This window comes from Qipengyuania sp. SS22, assembly GCF_025736935.1.
Classification (GTDB): Bacteria; Pseudomonadota; Alphaproteobacteria; order Sphingomonadales; family Sphingomonadaceae; genus Qipengyuania.
This window is the reverse complement of record NZ_CP107048.1, coordinates 2,502,631-2,521,210: the sequence shown is the minus strand read 5'-3', so window position 1 is coordinate 2,521,210 and position 18,580 is coordinate 2,502,631. Positions and strand designations below refer to the sequence as shown.

At 63.9% G+C, this 18,580-nt stretch carries 22 protein-coding genes and 1 tRNA gene; 14 read left to right on the top strand and 9 right to left on the bottom strand.

What is annotated here, in order from left to right; all coding sequences use genetic code 11:
- Nucleotides 1-182 precede the first annotated feature (182 nt).
- Nucleotides 183-455, top strand: a complete 273-nt coding sequence (locus N6L26_RS12590; protein ID WP_263607312.1) for a UvrB/UvrC motif-containing protein — start codon at nucleotides 183-185, stop codon at nucleotides 453-455.
- On the top strand, nucleotides 452-703 hold the full coding sequence (locus N6L26_RS12585) for a DUF3253 domain-containing protein (RefSeq protein ID WP_263605897.1): 252 nt from the start codon (nucleotides 452-454) through the stop codon (nucleotides 701-703). The genes N6L26_RS12590 and N6L26_RS12585 overlap by 4 nt, the downstream gene beginning before the upstream one ends.
- A gap of 90 nt (nucleotides 704-793) precedes the next feature.
- Here N6L26_RS12585 and N6L26_RS12580 read toward each other — a convergent pair.
- Nucleotides 794-867, bottom strand: a tRNA-Gln gene (locus N6L26_RS12580).
- A 225-nt stretch (nucleotides 868-1,092) separates the two neighbouring features.
- Nucleotides 1,093-2,121 (bottom strand): RelA/SpoT domain-containing protein, encoded by a 1,029-nt coding sequence (locus tag N6L26_RS12575; protein WP_263605896.1) that lies wholly within the window; start codon nucleotides 2,119-2,121, stop codon nucleotides 1,093-1,095.
- Between the two features lie 350 nt (nucleotides 2,122-2,471).
- On the opposite strand from N6L26_RS12575, the gene N6L26_RS12570 reads away from it, so the two are divergent.
- Nucleotides 2,472-3,680: a Ppx/GppA phosphatase family protein gene (locus N6L26_RS12570; RefSeq protein ID WP_263605895.1), complete on the top strand. Its 1,209-nt coding sequence runs from the start codon at nucleotides 2,472-2,474 to the stop codon at nucleotides 3,678-3,680.
- The gene (locus N6L26_RS12565; protein ID WP_263605894.1) at nucleotides 3,673-4,338 is read left to right on the top strand and encodes an RlmE family RNA methyltransferase; all 666 of its coding nucleotides are present in this window, start codon (nucleotides 3,673-3,675) and stop codon (nucleotides 4,336-4,338) included. The genes N6L26_RS12570 and N6L26_RS12565 overlap by 8 nt, the downstream gene beginning before the upstream one ends.
- Nucleotides 4,339-4,393: 55 nt before the next feature.
- On the opposite strand, the gene N6L26_RS12560 is transcribed toward N6L26_RS12565, so the two are convergent.
- A complete protein-coding gene (locus N6L26_RS12560) occupies nucleotides 4,394-5,089 on the bottom strand; it encodes a c-type cytochrome (protein ID WP_263605893.1) in 696 nt (231 codons plus the stop codon).
- Between the two features lie 135 nt (nucleotides 5,090-5,224).
- Here N6L26_RS12560 and N6L26_RS12555 point away from each other — a divergent pair, with 135 nt between their 5' ends.
- Nucleotides 5,225-6,118, top strand: a complete 894-nt coding sequence (locus N6L26_RS12555) for a prephenate dehydratase (protein ID WP_263605892.1) — start codon at nucleotides 5,225-5,227, stop codon at nucleotides 6,116-6,118.
- Nucleotides 6,119-6,122: 4 nt separating this feature from the next.
- On the opposite strand, the gene N6L26_RS12550 is transcribed toward N6L26_RS12555, so the two are convergent.
- Nucleotides 6,123-7,220, bottom strand: coding sequence for an isoaspartyl peptidase/L-asparaginase family protein (locus N6L26_RS12550; protein ID WP_263605891.1), 1,098 nt, complete (start codon nucleotides 7,218-7,220; stop codon nucleotides 6,123-6,125).
- A gap of 111 nt (nucleotides 7,221-7,331) precedes the next feature.
- On the opposite strand from N6L26_RS12550, the gene N6L26_RS12545 reads away from it, so the two are divergent.
- Together N6L26_RS12545 and N6L26_RS12540 are read left to right on the top strand one after the other, a co-directional pair.
- A complete protein-coding gene (locus tag N6L26_RS12545; RefSeq protein ID WP_263605890.1) occupies nucleotides 7,332-8,567 on the top strand; it encodes a mechanosensitive ion channel in 1,236 nt (411 codons plus the stop codon).
- A 96-nt stretch (nucleotides 8,568-8,663) separates the two neighbouring features.
- Nucleotides 8,664-9,626 (top strand): SDR family NAD(P)-dependent oxidoreductase, encoded by a 963-nt coding sequence (locus tag N6L26_RS12540; protein ID WP_263605889.1) that lies wholly within the window; start codon nucleotides 8,664-8,666, stop codon nucleotides 9,624-9,626.
- Here the strand turns inward: N6L26_RS12540 and N6L26_RS12535 are convergent.
- From N6L26_RS12535 to N6L26_RS12525, 3 genes are all read right to left on the bottom strand, one after another.
- Entirely contained in the window at nucleotides 9,620-10,393 is a 774-nt protein-coding gene (locus N6L26_RS12535; RefSeq protein WP_263605888.1) for a DNA-binding domain-containing protein, read from the bottom strand. The two genes, N6L26_RS12540 and N6L26_RS12535, sit on opposite strands and share 7 nt — an antisense overlap.
- The gene (locus N6L26_RS12530; RefSeq protein ID WP_263605887.1) at nucleotides 10,390-11,226 is read right to left on the bottom strand and encodes a DUF692 domain-containing protein; all 837 of its coding nucleotides are present in this window, start codon (nucleotides 11,224-11,226) and stop codon (nucleotides 10,390-10,392) included. Before N6L26_RS12530 ends, N6L26_RS12535 begins: the two co-directional genes overlap by 4 nt.
- An 85-nt stretch (nucleotides 11,227-11,311) precedes the next feature.
- Nucleotides 11,312-11,596 (bottom strand): DUF2282 domain-containing protein, encoded by a 285-nt coding sequence (locus N6L26_RS12525; RefSeq protein WP_263605886.1) that lies wholly within the window; start codon nucleotides 11,594-11,596, stop codon nucleotides 11,312-11,314.
- A gap of 189 nt (nucleotides 11,597-11,785) precedes the next feature.
- Here N6L26_RS12525 and N6L26_RS12520 point away from each other — a divergent pair, with 189 nt between their 5' ends.
- From N6L26_RS12520 to N6L26_RS12505, 4 genes are read left to right on the top strand one after another with little or no spacing between them, the layout of a single operon-like run.
- The gene (locus N6L26_RS12520; protein ID WP_263605885.1) at nucleotides 11,786-12,070 is read left to right on the top strand and encodes a DUF2282 domain-containing protein; all 285 of its coding nucleotides are present in this window, start codon (nucleotides 11,786-11,788) and stop codon (nucleotides 12,068-12,070) included.
- Between the two features lie 33 nt (nucleotides 12,071-12,103).
- Entirely contained in the window at nucleotides 12,104-12,562 is a 459-nt protein-coding gene (locus tag N6L26_RS12515; RefSeq protein WP_263605884.1) for a DoxX family protein, read from the top strand.
- A gap of 28 nt (nucleotides 12,563-12,590) precedes the next feature.
- Entirely contained in the window at nucleotides 12,591-13,121 is a 531-nt protein-coding gene (locus N6L26_RS12510) for a sigma-70 family RNA polymerase sigma factor (RefSeq protein WP_263605883.1), read from the top strand.
- 1 nt (nucleotide 13,122) lies between these two features.
- Nucleotides 13,123-13,764 carry a DUF1109 domain-containing protein gene (locus N6L26_RS12505; RefSeq protein WP_263605882.1) on the top strand — a complete coding sequence of 214 codons (642 nt, stop codon included), beginning with the start codon at nucleotides 13,123-13,125 and terminating at the stop codon, nucleotides 13,762-13,764.
- Here the strand turns inward: N6L26_RS12505 and N6L26_RS12500 are convergent, their stop codons facing one another.
- Nucleotides 13,765-14,376, bottom strand: coding sequence for a CorA family divalent cation transporter (locus tag N6L26_RS12500; RefSeq protein WP_412071330.1), 612 nt, complete (start codon nucleotides 14,374-14,376; stop codon nucleotides 13,765-13,767).
- 133 nt (nucleotides 14,377-14,509) lie between these two features.
- Here N6L26_RS12500 and ispG point away from each other — a divergent pair, with 133 nt between their 5' ends.
- From ispG to N6L26_RS12485, 3 genes are all read left to right on the top strand, one after another.
- Entirely contained in the window at nucleotides 14,510-15,661 is a 1,152-nt protein-coding gene (gene ispG / locus N6L26_RS12495) for a flavodoxin-dependent (E)-4-hydroxy-3-methylbut-2-enyl-diphosphate synthase (RefSeq protein ID WP_263605881.1), read from the top strand.
- A gap of 42 nt (nucleotides 15,662-15,703) precedes the next feature.
- Complete coding sequence (locus N6L26_RS12490) at nucleotides 15,704-16,252, top strand: TIGR02281 family clan AA aspartic protease (protein WP_263605880.1); 549 nt, start codon at nucleotides 15,704-15,706, stop codon at nucleotides 16,250-16,252.
- 61 nt (nucleotides 16,253-16,313) lie between these two features.
- Nucleotides 16,314-17,021: a murein L,D-transpeptidase catalytic domain-containing protein gene (locus tag N6L26_RS12485; protein ID WP_263605879.1), complete on the top strand. Its 708-nt coding sequence runs from the start codon at nucleotides 16,314-16,316 to the stop codon at nucleotides 17,019-17,021.
- Nucleotides 17,022-17,026: 5 nt separating this feature from the next.
- On the opposite strand, the gene N6L26_RS12480 is transcribed toward N6L26_RS12485, so the two are convergent.
- Nucleotides 17,027-18,454: a L,D-transpeptidase family protein gene (locus N6L26_RS12480; RefSeq protein WP_263605878.1), complete on the bottom strand. Its 1,428-nt coding sequence runs from the start codon at nucleotides 18,452-18,454 to the stop codon at nucleotides 17,027-17,029.
- Between the last annotated feature and the right edge of the window lie 126 nt (nucleotides 18,455-18,580).

Genomic DNA, 18,580 nt, shown 5'->3' with positions numbered 1-18,580 from the left:
TTTGTGATGGCCGAGTTGCCCGCATGCTTTTGCCAGCAAAAGGGCGAATGGAAGCCGCCGAGTTATCCGGTCTTGAAGTCCTCGCGCGCTACCAGAAGTTGATGATCGGCGAGGCGTGGTCCGCTTTCTACCGGTGGAACCGTACGGTGGTGCCAGAAATCCCATCCGTGCGTTGCATGGTGATGGACAAGACCATTGATGATCTCCAGCGCGATATGGAAGCTGCGGCGAGCGCTCTCGATTTCGAGGAGGCCCGGCGAATTCGCGACCGCATCAACCTCATCCGAGGCGGAGCAGATGCTGCAGACGCCGCGCAGGCCGACACGTCGGGTTTGGTGCGCCAGCGTTCGGGCGCCATGGGGCTCGGCTCGAGCCGGCAGCGCCCGCTCCCTCCGCCAGACTGGAAGCCGCCGCCGAAGCCCGACCCCATGACCTCCGGCCGGAAACGCAAGTGAGGGCCGATGCCGCAAACGCGGCAGTGCTGACATTACTTGCCGAACGCGAGGCGGGAGCAACGATCTGCCCCAGCGAAGCGGCACGCAAGATCGCCGATCACAAGGACCAGTGGCGTCTGGCAATGCCGCTTGTCCATGCAGCGGTCGATCGTTTGTTCGACCAGCAAATCGTCGGACTGAGTTGGAAAGGCAGGCCGCTGTCGGCGCGGTCCGGACCCTATCGGATCGGCCTAGCGAACGACAGCTAACAGGGCAGCCGGAGGTGACCTGATCGATCGCTCATATCGTGGGCCGTTCGAACGTGGCACGCAGAACATAAGCGTCGCGAGGAAAAGCAGTGGATGCCCCGTGAGGATTCGAACCTCAATTGACGGAGTCAGAGTCCGCAGTCTTACCATTAGACGACGGGGCAACGGAGGCGCGCGCTTAAACGGCGGTTTTCGGCGGGTCAAGGCCCTACTTGGGGAATCTCGGTGCGACGCTCGGTGCGACGATGCGTCGCACGGGCCCGTCGCAGGGAAATCAGGCAGCCGTTCATTTTTTAAGGGCTTAGTGCTGAATGTCTTCTGATCGCACATTTTCGGACTTGAGAGCGGAATAGACCTCTCTCAGCTTCGGGTCCCGCGAGCCCGTCACACTATGTCTGTCTCAGCCGGTCACAACCGTGGTCTACGAGATTTATGAACTCGCGAGCATCAGAAAAGTAGTTTTGGAAGGCGATCCGGACTTCACCAGAGGTGTCTGCACGGACAAGCACGATATCAAGTTCGGGGTGTTCGGCTTCCAACCTAAAAAGTTCTCGCAGCGCGTCCGTGGCATCGCGGAAAGAGGTAATATTCCTCAGCCGATCGTCACCCTCAATTTCTGGATCGAAGATCAGGATGACGTTCTTTTTCTCATCTACCTCCTCGTGAGCAGAGTTCAGACCACGCAACATGTGCATCAGGCCAATTTCCGCATCCTTCTCCAGAAAAACTTGGACGAGATCTGTGTTCGACAAATCTGGAAAACAGGAATTGGAATCTTCGAAGGTCCGAGCGATTATCTCGCTAGCGTAGGCCAGTACGACTTGGTAGCGATCGTCGCCTTGTTGAAATTTGGGTTGGCTTTCCGTGATGGCGCCCACCACTTCGACTGCAGTGGCCCATGCATGCTGGTAGATGGTTCGATATTGAAGCTCGATTAAAAGCCCTTTGAGCGGCTTCCCGCTAACCGAGTTGACGTCATAAGAGTAGACGTCGTGAACGCCACGATAGCCCGTATCTTTTGGTGATTTTATATAGTCGTATTTGTCGGGCTGATTCTTCAGTTTATGGCGGAAACGCGCATCATGAAGCTCTTTCCGGAACTGATATAACTCTTCAGCGGTTCTGAAGATCAATCTACATCCCGCGACATCGTCCATTCGAGCAAGCTGCATTCCCGGAAAACGTTCGAGCTTCCCGAAGATCGTAGTGCGGCGCTTGTGCCGCTGCGCGACAATAATATGAGACCCTCTGGTTCGATTGCGCAAAATGCCTTGAAAGGTGTTCAGTACCTGACGATGCGCGGCGCGCCAGGTTTCGATCACATCATAGTCGGTTTCGGTCGCGGCCTCATCTCTGACAGCGTTGCCTGCCTTATTGACACGTCCCTTTGACCCACCGGGGAATCCGTCTTGCGCCACCTTATGCTCCTAGCCGCAAAGAACGCTAATCGAGCTCAACAAATTTGGCTAGGGTACGGTGCGACGATTAAGGGAAAACACCCCGCATTTCGCGCATACTTAAATTCGTAAGTGCCTGATTTTTTTGAGCCCCTCACTGTCTTACCATTAGACGACGGGGCATCAGCTGGCCGGGCGAGCGAGAATCGCGGGCCGCTCCGGAACAGAGGCCGCGCATCTAGTTTTGCCAGGGCGCGAGGTCAACCCCGCGCACGCTGCCTGCCCTTGCCCCGCCCCCGCTTCACCGCTAGCATCGCCGCCAAGTCCCCGTGCACGTTGGTTTGCGCGGGAGGAACAAGAAAGCTCTCGATATGGCGGATCATTCTCCGCCGGACACGACCAGGGGGCCAGGGACAAAACGGGGCGGCAAGTCCGGCAAGGTAGCCGATTTCCGCTACAAGCGCCCCTCCCGGCCCGACGGCAAGCACGGCGACAGGCGCAATGCGTCACGCCGCGATGGCACCTTCGCGCCCCGCCCGAACGTTGCCGCAGCCAGCCCTCCCGCGCGTCGCCAGGCCTATGCCGCGCTCGATCTCGGGACCAACAATTGCCGTCTGCTGATCGCCCGCCCGTCGGGTGAAAATTTCACCGTAATTGATGCCTTCAGCCGCGTGGTGCGACTGGGCGAGGGGCTGGCTGCGAGCGGCAAGCTGTCCGACGAAGCGATGGAGCGCACGCTCGCCGCCCTGCAGGTCTGTGCGGAGAAGCTGCGCCGGCGCAATGTCCGGCTGGCGCGTTCGGTCGCCACCGAGGCGTGCCGCCGCGCCAGTAATGGCCCGGCCTTTATCGAGCGGGTACGCCGCGAAACCGGAATCATGCTCGACATCATTTCGGCGCAGGAAGAGGCACGGCTGGCAGTGCTCGGCTGCCACGTCCTGCTCGAAGAGGGCAACGGCCCGGCGATCATCTTCGACATCGGCGGCGGTTCGACCGAGCTCGTGCTGGTGCAACCGAGCGAGAACGTCCCGCGCATCGTCGACTGGCTGAGCGTACCGTGGGGCGTGGTCTCGCTGACCGATACGGTCGAGGGATCGGACGACACCGAGACCACACGGCTCGAACGCTATTGCGAGATGCGGCGGACCGTCGGGCGCAGCTTCGCCGAATTCGCCGAGCGGATCCGCGAACATACGCATTCGCGCGACCCGATCCGCCTGCTCGGCACCAGCGGCACCGTGACGACGCTGGCGAGCCTGCATCTCGAACTGCCGCAATATGACCGGCGCGCGGTCGACGGTCTGATCGTGCCGTCGCAATCGATGCGCGATATTTCCACTCGCCTGTCGCTAATGAGCGGCGCTGAACGCAAGTGCCTCCCGTGTATCGGCGATGACCGCGCCAATCTGGTCATCGCGGGCTGTGCGATCCTTGAATCGATCCTAGACATCTGGCCCGCCGAACAGCTCGGCGTGGCCGACCGGGGCATCCGCGAAGGGATCCTGCGCAGCCTGATCGCTGCCGATGCCGAGGGCGAACGCAGCCGCGCGACAGTACAAAGAATGCGAGAACAGGATGTCTAGATCGGGCAAGGATCGCGACGTTCGCGTGCGCACCGCAAAGAAACGCACGGCGAGTTCGACGCGCTGGCTCCAGCGCCAGCTCAACGACCCGTATGTGAAGCAGGCCAAGGCCGACGGCTATCGCAGCCGCGCGGCGTACAAGCTGACCGAGCTGAACGAGAAATACGATTTGCTCAAAGGCGTCACCCGCGTGGTCGACCTCGGCCTTGCGCCGGGCGGCTGGAGCCAGGTGGTACGCAAGCTCAAGCCCAAGGCGCTGGTCGTCGGGATCGACCTGCTCGAAGTCGAGCCGATCGAGGGCGTTACGATCTTCCAGATGGATTTCATGGATGACGACGCCCCCCGCGTGCTCGAAGAGGCGCTGGGCGGCAAGGCCGAGCTGGTGATGAGCGACATGGCTGCCAATACGGTCGGCCACAAGCAGACCGATCACCTGCGGACGATGGGACTGGTCGAGGCGGGGGCATGGTTTGCGATCGAGAACCTCGCGCCGGGCGGTACCTTTCTCGCCAAGGTTCTCGCGGGCGGGACCGACAACGATCTGCTCGCCCTGCTCAAGCAGCATTTCCGTACGGTGAAACACGCCAAGCCGCCCGCCAGTCGCAAGGACTCGAGCGAGTGGTATGTCATCGCACAAGGCTTCAAGGGCGCTGACTGAAACGAAAAAGGCCCCGCCGCAGCGAGGCCCTTTCGATTATCCCGAGAGGGATAGCTTATTCGTCGACCTTGGTCGCGCCGTCATTGTTGGTGGCGGCATTGCCCGCCGGGACCGGCTGGTCCGCGCCCATGCCACCGGCCGATTCCGCGGCCCCGGCTTCGGCACCTTCGACCGGTCCGGCACCGGCGCCGGGTGCGTCGGCCGGTTCTTCTTCCGCAACGACCGGTGCAGGCTTGGCTGGCGCACCGCCATAAGTGGACATGAATTCCATGACATTGGCACGGTCTTCAGCCTTGCTCAGACCGGCGAAGCTCATCTTCGTGCCATTGGCGAAAGCGCGGGGGCTGGTCAGCCATTCGTTCATCGCTTCCCAGGTCCAATCGCCACCCTTGCCCGACAGTGCCGAGCTGTAGGCGAAGCCCGCGGCGTGACCGCCGATCGGCTTGCCCATCACACCGTAAAGGTTCGGGCCGATGCCGTTGCCGCCGCCCTGGTCGATCGTGTGACACGCGGTACACTTGGCAAAGACCTTCTCGCCCGCCGCGGCATCCGCGCTGGCAAGCAGCGTGCCGAGGTCGGGGCCCGCATCGGCACCGCCTTCTTCGGCTGCGCCTTCGATGAAGTAGCCCGGCTCTTCGGGGTGCTCGGCGCTATCGGCATGGAAATACATGCCCGAAACGATGGAGCTGCCCAGGGCCACGATACCTGCGCCAAGGACCCAGCCTGCAGCGGTGTTGAAACGATCGTCCATTGCGTAAAATACCCGGCGAAAATCGGTTGGTCAGATGGTTGCGCGCCGCTCTAGTGTGCACCGCCGCCTTTCGCAAGTGCGCAAGCCGCAATAGCGCTTGATGCGACCCGAACGCAGCCGTAACGCCCGCAGACCATGCGCCAGTTTGCCAAGCCTGCCCTCGCCCTTGTCGATTCGATGCGCACCGCCGCTGCACAGGAACCGTTGCGCGCCATCGCCTTTGGCGGTGCCCCGGGATCGAATTCGCACCAGGCGGCAATGCAGTTCGCCCCCGAGGCGCTGCCGCTGCCGTGCTTCAGCTTCGAAGATGCGTTGGCCGCGGTCGAAAACGGCGCGGCCGGATGTGCAATGATCCCGATCGAGAACAGCCAGCACGGACGCGTGGCGGATATCCATTTCCTGCTGCCCGAAAGCGGGTTGTCGATGGTCGCCGAGCATTTCATGCGCATCACCCATTGCCTGATGGCGCTGGGGCCGGGTCCGTTCGACGCTGCTTACAGCCACCCGCAGGCGCTCGGCCAGTCGCATAAATTCCTCAGCGAGCGGGGCATCGTCGGCCTCGGGCATGCCGATACCGCGGGCGCGGCGGCCTTCGTGGCGGAAAGCGGCAAGACCGACATCGCCGCCATCGCTCCCGCACTCGCCGCCGACCTCTACGGGCTCGAGATCGTCGAGCGCGAGGTCGAGGATGCGCCCGACAATACGACGCGCTTCGTGGTGCTGGCGAACGAGGCGCTCGATCCGGCCGCACTCGCAGACACGCAGGCGATGACGACCTTCATCTTCGAAGTGAAGAACACGCCCGCCGCGCTGTACAAGGCGCTGGGCTGCTTCGCGACCAATGGGGTCAACATGACCAAGCTCGAAAGCTATCAGAAGGGCGCAAGTTTCGCCGCGACGATGTTCTTTGCCGACATCGAGGGGGCGCCGGGCGATGCCCGGGTCGATACCGCGCTTGAGGAACTTGCCTTCCAGACCAATGGCGTGCGCCTGCTCGGCAGCTATGCGCAGGCCCGCCCGCGCGGCTGAACGCCTACTCGTCGCCGTAGATCGCCACTTCGCGCAGCCCGTCGCTGGTCGCGCGTCCGCGGTACATGCCCGAAGTGTTCATGCTGAACAGCGGATGCCCGTCACGGGTGACGACGATTACCCCGCCATCGCCCCCGAGACTGCCGACATCGGCGATGACCGCGTCGATTTCTTCCTGCGCCTGTGCGGCGTCGAGGCCGAATTCGCTGGCGTGAACGACATAGGTTGGAAAACCCTCGTCATCGAGCGGGACGCTGGCCTGCGCGGCATCGATTTCGGTGCGGAAGCGATGGCGTAACCGAGTGCAGATTTCATGCGCCACGCCGACGCGGATGAAGAACTCGCCCCAGCCGGTTGCCGAGACCGCGCAGGCGCGATTGTCGGCATAGGTGCCCGCGCCGATGATCGGAGCATCGCCGATGCGGCCCCAGCGCTTGCCGGTCATCCCGCCGGTCGATGTGCCCGCAGCCATGTTGCCATCCCGGTCGAGCGCCACCGCGCCGACCGTGCCGAACTTGATATCGACATCGAGCGCTGACAGCCGCTCGGCCTTCATCCGCTCGAGCGCCTTCTTGCGACGTTCGGTCTCGAACCATTCGGGGGGCATGGTCGCCAGACCCTGCTCGGCCGCGAACTGAACCGCTCCGGCCCCGGCCAGCATGACATGCGGGCTGTCGGTCATCACCTTGCGCGCAAGCGCGATCGGATGGCGGATGCCCGTGACCCCTGCCACGGCGCCTGCATCGCGGGTCCGGCCATCCATGATCGAGGCGTCGAGCTCGATATCGCCGTCCCAAGTGAACACCGCGCCGCGCCCGGCGTTGAACAGCGGATCATCCTCCATCGGCTCGATCGCCGCCTGGATCGCATCCATCGCGCTGCCACCTTCACGCAGCACCTGCGCGCCTGCGTCGAGGGCGTTCTGCAGCGCGGCGCGATAGGCCGCATCCTGCTGCGGCGTCATATCCTCGCGCGCGATGGTCCCCGCGCCGCCATGAATGGCGATCGCCCAGCCGGGTTCATCCTGAGCTGCGGCAGGTACTGCGATAAAGACGAAAAGCGCGGCAAGCGCGCGGGCGATGCGGGTGCAAAATCCTCTCATGTAAAAGTAGTAGCATGACCGCTTTTCCACTTCATCCGTTAATGCGTTTTGGAAAATGACGGATTGCGTGATAGCCATTCCCTTACGGAAACCACTTGGGGGGACGGGGTTATGATTTTCGACCGCTATCGTTTCGACGAACAGGTGGCGATGGAACTGGGGGAAAAGATTCTCCTCGCCGTCGTCGCGCTGATCATCACCTGGCTTGTCGCGCGGGGGGCAAAATGGGCCTTCGCCAAACTTGTCGACACGGTCGACTTCTTCAAGCGCGGGACTGGCAGCGGCCAGTCGCTCGGGGAATCGCTCGGCAAGATCGTCAGCCTGCTGGTCTGGCTGTTCGGCCTGTTGATCATCCTCAACATCCTCGAACTCGGCGGAGTAGCCGGCCCGATCGACAGCCTGCTTGAAAACGTCGTCGCTTTCCTCCCCAACCTGCTGTGGGCGGGGCTGATCTTCTTCATCGGCATGATGGTGGCGCGGATCGTCCGCGACCTTGTCGTGACCATGCTGCAGACGGTCGATTTCGACAAATGGGCCAATCGCGGCGGGGTCGAAGGTGTCACCGGCAACAGCGCCATCAGCAAGACCATCGGCACGATTATCTATGTCCTGATCGCGATCCCGGTGGCGATCGCCGCGCTGGAACAGCTCGGGATCGATTCGATCAGCGCACCGGCCAGCGAAATGCTGCGGATGATCTTCGCCGCCATTCCGAACATCATCGCTGCGGCAGTCCTGCTCGGCATCGGCTATCTCATCAGCAAGTTCGTGGTCCAGATCGCCAAGGAAGTCTTGCCGGGGCTGGGGGTCGACCGGGCCATGGCCGAAAGCGGGCTGGTAACCGAAGGCACGACCGCATCGAGCATCATCGCGCGAGTCGCGCAGGTGGCGATCATCCTGTTCTTCGCGATCGCGGCGACGCGGCTGCTCGGCTTTCCCGAGCTGACCGTGATCCTCGACCAACTGCTCGAACTGGGCGGACGGGTGATCTTCGGGGCGGTGGTCATCGCCTTTGGCTTCCTGATCGCCAACCTCCTCGCGCGGCTCATTGCCGGCGATGCGGGCGGCTCGACCGCCGGCACAATCGTACGCTGGGCAACCATCATCCTGTTCGTCTTCATGGGCCTGCAGTTCACTGGCATCGGCGGGATGATCCCGGCCAATGCGCTGACGATCCTGATCGCGGGCGTCGCGGTGGCGGGTGCGCTTGCCTTCGGTCTCGGAGGCCGCGACTGGGCAGCGCGCAAGCTCGAACAGATGGACAGCGATCTGGGCGGCGCCTCCGCCCCCAAGCCGGGGCGCAAGGCCGCGTCCAAATCGGCCGATCCGCTCCCCCCGGGGGCGTAAACAACCGACCTTTCGGTCTCGCAAATTACGGGCGTGGGATTAATCATCCCGCGCCCTTTTTTCTGTGCTAATTCGGTCTGCAAAGGGAGAGAGCGTATGAGCGAGTTCGGGTTCGAAAGCACGGCCGACGAGGTCCTTGCAGACCGCGATCTGAGCGGGCGTACCGTGCTGGTCACGGGCGGGTATTCAGGCCTCGGGCAGGAAACCGCGCGGGCGATGGCGGCCAAGGGCGCGCATCTCATCCTGGCGGGGCGCGACGCGACCAAGCTGTCCGCCGCCGCCGACGAGATCGCCGAGGGAACCGGCGCGAGGGTGGACACGCTCGTCTGCGACCTCGCCTCGCTCGACAGCGTGCGCGCTGCGGCCAAGGATGCCGCCAACCGCTTCGACAAGATCGACTTGCTGATCAACAATGCCGGAGTGATGGCTTCCCCGCTGGACCGCACCGCCGATGGATTCGAGATGCAGTTCGGCACCAATCATGTCGGTCATTTCCTGCTGACCAATTTGCTCATGCCGCTGGTCGAACGGGGCGAGGCCCCGCGCATCGTCAATTTATCGAGCCGCGGTCACCATATCGACCGCATGCATTTCGACGATCCCAATTACGAACAGCGCGATTACGACAAATGGAAGGCTTACGGGCAGTCGAAGACCGCCAACATTCTGTTCTCGGTCGGGCTGGAACAGCGGCTCGCGGACAAGGGCATCCATGCCTATGCGGTGCATCCGGGCGGGATCATGACCAACCTCGGACGCCACATGACCGAGCAGGACCGCGAATGGATGATGGAGCGGATGCGCAAGTCGGCCGAGGAATCGGGCCAGCCGGGTCAGGGCTTCAAAACCATTCCGCAGGGCGCCGCTACCACCTGCTGGGCGGCGACCAGCGACGCGGTGGCCGGTAGCGGCGGGCTCTATTGCGAGGATTGCCATGTCGCCGACCAGGACGATGCGGACCCGATGGGCGGCGTGCGCAGCTATGCACTCGACCCGGACAGCGCCGAACAACTGTGGACGATGAGCGAGGATCTGGTCGGCGAACGCTTCGCTTACTGACCGAGGCGCTCGATCCACCCCTCGCCGACCCAGCGGGCCAACATGGCGCCCGCTTCGGTGATTGCGGCTTCCTCGCCGAGCGCGTCGATCATGGCCCCGCAGACCGCGCCGAACGATGCCCCGGTGCGAAATCGCACCAGTGCCTCGCCTTCCCATGCGGGGCGGATGACGAACACCGGTCGCTCGCCCGCGCGCCAGACTACGGCGCAATGCGGGGAGTCGAGCGCGGCGAGATCGGCCTCGGTGTTATCCGCTTCCAGCGAAGACCACAGGCGGACCAGATCGTGACTGGCAGGAATGCACCGGATATCGGGCATGAGTACGAGCTGGAGGCTATCCCATACATCCTCCGCAAAGTCGGCACAGGCATCGGCGAATTCGGCCAGCGTCAGCGGCACCGCATCGCGGATTGTGAATGCTTCGTGCATCGCCCATTCGAGCGCAGCAAGCTCGGCAACATCGGGATCACGGGCGAACAGTTGCGCGCAGGTTTCGGGGAAGCCCGCGCCTGCACGGTCGAGCGTCCAGCTGCTTGGCGGGTGCGCGATGCAGTGGTGCGCTGCGGCGCGGTGAAAGGCAGCCTCGCCCACCAGTCGCTCGGTCCGTTCGAAGGTCGTGCGCAGTGCCTCGATCAGCGCGCTGCGGTAATTGTTGCGATAGATCGCGAGGCCCGGCGCGCGTTCGGCGTCCCAGCCCGGCGGCAGCGGCGCGGTGTCATCGAGGATTGCGCCAAGGAAGGCTTCCTGCCGCTGCGCCAGACCGGTCACGCCGCCATCGTCCTGTCGATGTCATCCGCAATGGCGCGCGCCCGGTCGAGTTCGCGCAGCAGTTCACCCAGCGGGGGGATCTTGTCGTCGCGCTCGATCATCGTCGCGATCGGGCCCGTCAGCGCCAGCGTTTCGGCATAAAGGCCCCACACCCCGGCGCCGACTTCGCGGTCATGTGTATCGACTGCGATCGCGCCCGGCTCATGCCCGGCGAGATGGATCTGCCGCACCCGGTCGAGCGGCAGGCCGGCGATATAGTCGAGCGCCGCAAAGCCGTGATTATGCGCGCTGACATAGACATTGTTGACGTCGAGCAGCAGGTAGCACCCAGTGCGCTGCGCCATCTGCGACAGGAATTCCCATTCGGGCATCTCGTCTTCGGGAAAGGTGAGATAGCTCGACGGGTTTTCGAACAACATGGGCCGGGCCAGCGCGGATTGCGCGCGGTCGATATTGTCGCAGACCACATCGAGCGCCTCGCGCGTCAGCGGCAGCGGCAGGAGGTCGTGGCTGTTATGCGCACTGGTGCGGGTCCAGCACAGATGGTCGGAGACCCATAGCGGCTCGATCCGGTCGGCCAGCGCACGCAGCCGGACGAGATGTTCTGCATCCAGCCCATGCGCCGAGCCGATCGACAGCGAAACGCCGTGGAGGATCACCGGGTGCCTGGCGCGCACCTGTTCCAGCACGCGCAGCGGTTTGCCGCCTTCGGCCATGTAATTCTCGGAAATGACCTCGACGAAATCGACAGCGACCTCGCCAGAGAGAAAGTCGGCGTAATGTGGGCGCCTGAGGCCCAGGCCATAACCCTTGAAGGGGGCAATCGGGCTCATCGAAACTCCATGGGCTTGCAAAAAGGGCGGCCCGGTAGTGCCAGGGGGGGCAGACGGACTACCGGGCCGCCACAACGATCGGCGCTCAGTCGAGGTCGCCGATCGTGCCGTTCTTGGCGAGGCAATCGCCCGCCGTCAGCGCCTTGAAACCATGGCCCTTGCAATCGTTCTGGCCCTTGCAGGCATGTTCGGCAGTGGAGCAGTCCGACTGGCCCTTGCACGAATGCACGCCGTAACAATGGACGGTATCGCCGGCATTGAGCGCGCGGCCATTGCTGCCGGCAGGCGGCTCGGCGGCGAAAGCAGCCATGGAGGAAAGCGCGAAAGCGGCGGCGGCAGCGGCAGCGGCGGGTTTGCGGATGGCGGTCATTGGCTGTGATCCCTTGTGGTCGCGATGCGCGGATGATGCGCATGGCAGGTCATTCGTCGCGCGATCCGATCCGGTTACACCGCACAAAATTTCCGCCCCGCTGTAACGCCCGGGACGTCCTCTTCGAATGACAGGCCAGTTCCGGCGATCATGCCGGGACTTCCCCCGATGTTTCGAGAGAGAAGACCCATGAACACTCAACCGATCGCCCGTATCGCCGGCCTCGCATTGTCCGCCACCGTCGCTGCAGGCCTCGCAGCAAGCCCCGCGGCGGCGCAGAAGACGCCGATGGAAAAGTGCTACGGTGTGGCCAAAGCCGGCAAGAACGACTGTGCTGCCGGCCCCGGCACCAGCTGCGCCGGAACCTCCACCCGCGATTATCAGGGCGATGCCTGGAAGCTCGTCCCCAAGGGCACGTGCGAGAAGATTGCGACGCCCAAGGGCAAGGGTTCGCTGAGCGCGATCAAGCGCTGATCGCCGGTCCCGTCACGCCGCACGAGGTAAGTCATGCAGACGCTTCTCACCTACCATGATCGTATTGTCATTTGGCTCGCATCACGCCGGGTCGAGGGGCTTGCACTACTGCTTTCCCGTGTGGCGCTGGCCGGAATATTCTGGCGCTCGGCGCGTACCAAGATAGAAGAGGGCACACTCTTCTCGATCAGCGACCAGGCCTATTTCCTGTTCGAATACGAATATACCGGGCTGCCGCTGCCTCCTGCACTGGCGACCCCGCTGACCACTGGGGCCGAGCACCTGTTCCCGCTACTGCTGGTGCTTGGCCTGTTCACCCGCCTGTCGGCGCTGGCGCTACTGGCGATGACGCTGGTGATCCAGCTGTTCGTCTATCCCGAGGCCTGGTGGCAAACGCATATCGTGTGGAGCGCCATAGCCTTGATACTGGTGTCGCGCGGGGGCGGGCCGTTCGCGCTCGACGCCCTGCTCGCCGCACGGCGGGCCGAGTGATAGGGTCGCGCGCGATGAGGACGACACGATGATCGCCGACGAAGCCAGCCTCGCGCGGCTCATGGCCGCCTCGCAGAAGGGCGATGCCGCGGCCTATCGTGTGCTCCTCGCCGAAATCCGGCTGTGGCTCGAGCGCTATTTCCGCCGCCGGGTCGCGCCTGCGCAGCTCGACGATCTCGTCCAGGAAGTGATGCTCGCGGTCCATGCCAAGCGCGCCACCTGGGACGCCACCCGCGCTTTCCTGCCGTGGCTCGCCGCGATCGCGCGCTATCGCTGGGTTGATCATCTGCGCAAGGTCTATCGCAAGGCGGAGGACGAACTGGGCGACCACGACGCCGCCGAAGACAGCGCCGAAGAAGCGGTCATGGCGCGGATGAGCCTCGAGCGGCTGTTCGTGCACCTGCCCGAAAAACAGTGCGAGGCCATCGAACTCGTCAAGATCGAGGGGCTGTCGATCGCCGAAGCCTCCGCCAAGACCGGCCAGAGCGAGAGCCTGGTCAAGGTCAACATTCACCGCGGGCTGAAAAAGCTGTCCGCGCTCGTAGAGAAAGCCGACTGACATGAACCGGGTCCCCCATCCCCTGATCGACCAGCTTGCCGACGATCTTGCCCCCGTGCGGCCGATGAAGCTGTGGCATGGCATTGCGCTGGTCGGACTTGCCGCGATCGTCACGATCGGGCTGGTCGAAATGTTCGACGGGCTGTGGCGCGGGATCGTATCGGGCCGCGCATCGGCCTTTTTCTTCATCGCCAACGGCATGCTCGGGCTGCTCGGCGCGGCGTCGGCGCTGACCGTCATCCGCATGGCCGGGCCGCGGGTCGGCAACCGGCATGACGGTGCACGCTGGGCGCTGGCCATGTTCACGGTCCTGCCGCTGGCGGCGCTGGTCGTGCTCGGCCTTCAGGGCAATCTGGAGGAGGTCACACACGATCCCTACGGGCTCGATTGTTTCCTTGCCGCTTCGGGCTTTGCCGTGCTGACTTTCGCCGCGCTGGTAGTCTGGTTGCGCCGCGGGGCCCCGGTTGCGCCCGCCACCGCCGGGACTTTCGCCGGGATTGCAGCGGGGGCGATCGGCAGCTTCGCCTATGGCCTCGCCTGCCCGCTCGACACGCTGGCGCATCTCGGCACCTGGCATGCGCTGCCGGTGGTGCTGGGTGCGGCAGGCGGTCGCGTCACCGTCCCGCCGCTGGTACGCTGGTAGTCAGAGCCAGCGCAACCGGCGAAAAGCGACGATCAGCCCCGTGAACAACAGCGCGCATAGCGCCACCACTGCCCAGAAGGCGTCGGAATCCTGCATCCCGGGCATACCGCCGACATTGATCCCGAGCAGACCGGTAAGGAAGCTCAGCGGCAGGAAAATACCCGCCACGATGGTCAGCATATAGGTCGCATGCTCGCTCGAGGCGAGGCTGGGCGCCCGGATCTCGTCTTGCAGCACCAGCGCGCTTTCCTTGCTGATGTCGATATCGTCGAGATAGCGGCGCAGGCGGGGGATGCTCTCGGCGATTTCGCGCCGGTCGTGTTCCTCGAACCAGAAGGGCGCGTCGCGGCTGATCTGTTCGAGCACATCGAGCACTTCGTTCATATCGACGATCGACTGGCTCATCCGCGCGATCAGCAATTCGGCGAGCAGCGTGACCAGCCGCCGCCCGTCGCACCAGGACTGCATCGAGATCATGTCTTCGGGTTCGGCGCCGGGATTGAAATTGATCCCGCGCAGCGTGCCAACCAGCGTTTCGCCTTCGCGAAAGGCGCGCGGACGCGTTTGGTCGCTGACGAGCAGTTCCGCGGTCGGTTCTCGCCTTCCAGCCATTCCTGCACGCCGGGGCGGTGGAAGGGGCGATGCGCAACCCACGGCAGCCCGATGAGCACCCGCGGACCGCGCACGGCGCGCCAACCGACCAGCGTCATTGCCCCTTCACACTGGGAGCTCTATATTGCGCCGCATGTCTTCAATTCGCCCTTGGCGCACTATCGAGCGCCGCCCGTCCCGCCAGATCATGGTCGGCAACGTCCCCGTTGGCGGCGATGCCCCGATTACGGTGCAGACCATGACCAACACGCCGACCGAGGATGTCGGCGCGACGATCGACCAGATCCGTCGCTGCGAGGATGCCGGTGCGGACATCATTCGTGTGTCCTGTCCCACGGCGGAATCGACCGAACATTTCGACAGGATCACGGCGGCAGCCAATGTGCCGATCGTCGCCGACATCCATTTCCACTACAAACGCGCGCTCGAAGCGGCGGACAAGGGCGCCGCCTGCCTGCGGATCAATCCGGGCAATATCGGCAGCAGCGAACGCGTTGCCGAAGTCGTCCGCGCGGCCAAGGCCAATGGCTGCGCGATCCGCATCGGGGTCAATGCCGGCAGCCTCGAGAAGGACCTGCTCGAAAAATACGGCGAACCCTGTCCCGAGGCGCTGATCGAAAGCGCGCTTGACCATATCAAGCTGCTTCAGGATCACGATTTCCACGAATACAAGGTGGCGGTGAAGGCGAGCGATGTGTTCCTCGCGGTGGCCGCCTATCACGGGCTTGCCGAGGCAGTGGACTGCCCCCTGCATCTGGGCATCACCGAAGCGGGCGGGCTGATCGGCGGCACCGTCAAGAGCTCGATCGGCATCGGCAGCCTGCTGTGGGCGGGCATTGGCGATACGATCCGCGTCTCGCTTTCCGCCGAACCCGAACAGGAAGTGAAGGTCGGCTTCGAAATGCTCAAGGCGCTCGGCCTGCGCACTCGCGGCGTCCGCGTGGTGTCCTGCCCGAGCTGCTCGCGCCAGGGGTTCGACGTCATCCGCACGGTCGAAACGCTCGAAAAGCGGCTCGAACACATCAAGACGCCGATGAGCCTCTCGGTGCTTGGCTGCGTGGTCAACGGCCCCGGCGAAGCGCGCGAAACCGACATCGGTATTACCGGCGGCGGCGCGGGCAAGCACATGGTGTTCCTCTCGGGCGTGACCGACCATCATGTGAAGAGCGACGACATGCTCGACCACATCGTCGCGCTGGTCGAAGCCAAGGCTGCGGCGATCGAGGCGGGCGAAGCGGTTGCCTTCGATCCGCACGCCCCGCAGCCCGCCGAAGCGGCGGAATAGGCACTTTACGCCAAATTAAACCCGATCCCGCATGCTGGTGCCATGCGTGAGGCCATCTTTCTTGCCATTGCCATGCTGGCCTTCGTCGGTGCCGCTTTCGTGCCCGGCGGCGCGATCGATTCGGCGACCGAGGGCGCAGAGGATTTTGCGAGCGAGAAAGCCGCTAACCCCGCTCTTCTGGACCGCCATTCGGACAGCAGCGCCAGCTATGCGAGCTGGGTCGCGGGGGCGACCGAACTGGCGCGTGCGGAAGACGGACATTTCTACGCCGAAACGCGGGTCAACGGGTCGCAGGTTGAATTCCTGGTCGATACCGGCGCGACCAAGATCGCGCTGACGGGCACCGACGCGCGCGCAGCAGGGCTCTACTGGTCCGATGCCGATGTGCGCGAGGTCGCCCGCGGGGCTTCGGGGCCGGTCTATGGCGTCAGTGTCACGCTCGACCGCGTTACGCTCGGCGGGCACGAAGCGCGCAATGTCGCGGCGATTATCGTGCCCGAAGGCCTCGGCATTTCGCTGCTTGGCCAGAGCTTCCTGTCGACCGTCCAACCGGTCCGTATCGAACGCGATCGCATGGTGCTGGGCGAATAGCTGCGCCGCTTCACCGCAATATTCATGACGTGGCCAGCACAAGGCTGCTAAGGTGTGAAAGATGAAACGTCGCGATATTCTCAAGGGCTCGCTGGCCGCCGGTGCGGCGCTGACCCTGCCCGCGCGCCTGTTCGCACAGGTCAATCCCACTGCCGCGCGCGATGCGCAGCTGATGGCAATCGCGCGCGATGAACTGACGCGGGCGGGCGATAATATCTGGCGCAAGGATGTGGTTGGAATCGCCGATTTCGGGCTGCATTCGGCGCAGAAGCGGTTTCACTTCGTCGATCTCGAGAACGAGCGCGTGGCGAGCTACCATGTCAGCCACGGCTCCGGTTCCGACGGCGAGCACGATGGCTGGCTGAAGCGCTATTCGAATATCGAAGGCAGCGAAGCCTCGAGCCGCGGTGCCTTCATGACCCGCAGCTGGTATGTCGGGCGCTATGGCACCTCGCTCCGGCTCGATGGGCTCGACCCGACCAATTCCAACGCTCTGCCTCGCGCAATCGTGATGCACCAGGCGAGCTACGCCACGCCCAGCCATGTCGATCGCTTTGGCCGGTTAGGCCGTTCGAACGGCTGTTTCGCGATGGGCCCCGAACAGTTCGACCGTGCGCTGATCGACCTGTCGGGTGGCCGCCTGCTCGTTGCGGGCAGTTATGGCATTGCGGAAGACGGCAGCCGCGTCACTCCGCCGGTCGCGCAATACGACCTGCTGCGAAATGACCACGGCGGCACGTTCGAACGGACCAATCCGGGCGTCTTCTAACCCCGTCAGCTCGTCTGCAGGTCGTCGACGATCTCCACCACTTCTTCGCTTGTCTCGCGCGCCCGGTCGCGTTCGCGCGGGGCGTCGAGCGCGGCCAGTACCGGCGCATCGCGATCGTAGATGTCGGCGAATTTGGTCAGATTGCCCTTCACGTCCACGCCATAGGTGAAATAGGTGATGTAGACCGGCCACTGCTTTTCCATCGCATAGCGGGTGTAGGTTCCGCTGGCGGTGATCTCGGACACTTCCTGCTGGATGACCGGCAGATCCTCGCGCGTATCGGCATTGCCCAGCATGGCCATCGTCATCGCCAGTTCGCGCGCGCCCTGCACGCGGATACAGCCGTGGCTGAGTGCGCGATTGTCCTGGTTGAACAACGATTTGGCGGGCGTATCGTGGAGGAAGATCGCGTGTTCATTGGGCATGTCGAGCTTCATCAGGCCAAGCGAATTTCCCGCACCCGGTTGCTGCACCACGCTGACCCAGCCATTCGCGCCCTTGGTCGCCTTGTAGCCATTGGCGCGCGCCCAGGCCGGGTTGTTGAGCACTTTCGCGCCCAGCCCTTCGCCCTTCACGATCGATTGCGGCACGGTCCAGGTCGGGTTGAAGATCACCGCCTCGACCATTTCGGAGAGTTGCGGCGTGGCCGTGCGGCCGGCCTTGCCAACCACCACGCGGTAATTCTTGATGATCCGGTTGTTGACCGTCAGCCGCAGCTGGTATTCGGGGACGTTGGTCAGCAGGTACTGCTTGCCCAGATCGCGCGCCAGCCAGCGCCAGCGGTCCATGTTCGCACGGATCAGCTTGCGCTTGGTCGAATCGGTGGTCTTCGCCAGCTCGGTTTTGAGCCGCGCATAGTCGGGCGACACCGGATTGAGCGCGGTCAGCGTGCCTGCGATATCGCCGCTGGCGACCGCCTGTTCGAGCAGGCGATGCGACGGCAGCACATCGGGGTCGGGATCGACCACGAACCACTGGCGCCGCGCGTCCATCGGCGTGCGCCCGTCGCGCAGATCCTCGACCAGCCAGATGAATATCTGGCTGGCAATGTCATTCAGCGCCGCGCCTTCGCCCGCAGCGATTGCAGCGGACAGCTCGGCACTGCGGTAATCCGCAGGCACCAGCCCCTCGGCTTCGACAGTGGGGATGAAGGCGAGCAGCTTTTTCGCTTGCGGCACGCTCCATTCGCGGACCAGCACCGGCAATTGCTGGACCACTTCGCCCGACGCCGTGCGGATATCGTCGAAGCTGTCCTCGACGCTCGGCGGGGTCGCCCCCGTGGGGGTACCCGCGGTGTAGTCGGGCAGTTTCTCGGTCACCTTCGCCGGTTCGGGCGGCAGCAGGTCTTCAGGCGCATTGTCCTGCGCCATGACCGACGTTGCACACAGCGCCGCACCCATTGCGGAGCCGAAAATCAGACGGAAGCGTGTCATAAGTCCTACCAGATGCACCCCGCGCCCCTGTAGCGCGTATGGGGGGATATTAGTCCAATGCGCCAAGCTAATCCAATATCCCGGCTTTCGCAGTGCTGAATTAACGGTGACGGTTGACGGATGCGC

Bases quoted from the DNA above. Each gene is read 5' to 3' on its own strand.
- N6L26_RS12520 (WP_263605885.1), top strand. From the start codon at position 11,786: ATGAACACTCAACCGATCGCCCGTATCGCCGGCCTCGCATTGTCCGCC.
- N6L26_RS12505 (WP_263605882.1), top strand. From the start codon at position 13,123: ATGAACCGGGTCCCCCATCCCCTGATCGACCAGCTTGCCGACGATCTT.
- N6L26_RS12485 (WP_263605879.1), top strand. From the start codon at position 16,314: ATGAAACGTCGCGATATTCTCAAGGGCTCGCTGGCCGCCGGTGCGGCG.
- N6L26_RS12555 (WP_263605892.1), top strand. From the start codon at position 5,225: ATGCGCCAGTTTGCCAAGCCTGCCCTCGCCCTTGTCGATTCGATGCGC.
- N6L26_RS12525 (WP_263605886.1), bottom strand. From the start codon at position 11,596: ATGACCGCCATCCGCAAACCCGCCGCTGCCGCTGCCGCCGCCGCTTTC.
- N6L26_RS12550 (WP_263605891.1), bottom strand. From the start codon at position 7,220: ATGAGAGGATTTTGCACCCGCATCGCCCGCGCGCTTGCCGCGCTTTTC.
- N6L26_RS12545 (WP_263605890.1), top strand. From the start codon at position 7,332: ATGATTTTCGACCGCTATCGTTTCGACGAACAGGTGGCGATGGAACTG.
- N6L26_RS12510 (WP_263605883.1), top strand. From the start codon at position 12,591: ATGATCGCCGACGAAGCCAGCCTCGCGCGGCTCATGGCCGCCTCGCAG.
- N6L26_RS12540 (WP_263605889.1), top strand. From the start codon at position 8,664: ATGAGCGAGTTCGGGTTCGAAAGCACGGCCGACGAGGTCCTTGCAGAC.
- N6L26_RS12490 (WP_263605880.1), top strand. From the start codon at position 15,704: ATGCGTGAGGCCATCTTTCTTGCCATTGCCATGCTGGCCTTCGTCGGT.
- N6L26_RS12565 (WP_263605894.1), top strand. From the start codon at position 3,673: ATGTCTAGATCGGGCAAGGATCGCGACGTTCGCGTGCGCACCGCAAAG.
- N6L26_RS12530 (WP_263605887.1), bottom strand. From the start codon at position 11,226: ATGAGCCCGATTGCCCCCTTCAAGGGTTATGGCCTGGGCCTCAGGCGC.
- N6L26_RS12500 (WP_412071330.1), bottom strand. From the start codon at position 14,376: ATGGCTGGAAGGCGAGAACCGACCGCGGAACTGCTCGTCAGCGACCAA.
- N6L26_RS12515 (WP_263605884.1), top strand. From the start codon at position 12,104: ATGCAGACGCTTCTCACCTACCATGATCGTATTGTCATTTGGCTCGCA.
- N6L26_RS12560 (WP_263605893.1), bottom strand. From the start codon at position 5,089: ATGGACGATCGTTTCAACACCGCTGCAGGCTGGGTCCTTGGCGCAGGT.
- N6L26_RS12480 (WP_263605878.1), bottom strand. From the start codon at position 18,454: ATGACACGCTTCCGTCTGATTTTCGGCTCCGCAATGGGTGCGGCGCTG.
- N6L26_RS12590 (WP_263607312.1), top strand. From the start codon at position 183: ATGGACAAGACCATTGATGATCTCCAGCGCGATATGGAAGCTGCGGCG.
- N6L26_RS12570 (WP_263605895.1), top strand. From the start codon at position 2,472: ATGGCGGATCATTCTCCGCCGGACACGACCAGGGGGCCAGGGACAAAA.
- ispG (WP_263605881.1), top strand. From the start codon at position 14,510: ATGTCTTCAATTCGCCCTTGGCGCACTATCGAGCGCCGCCCGTCCCGC.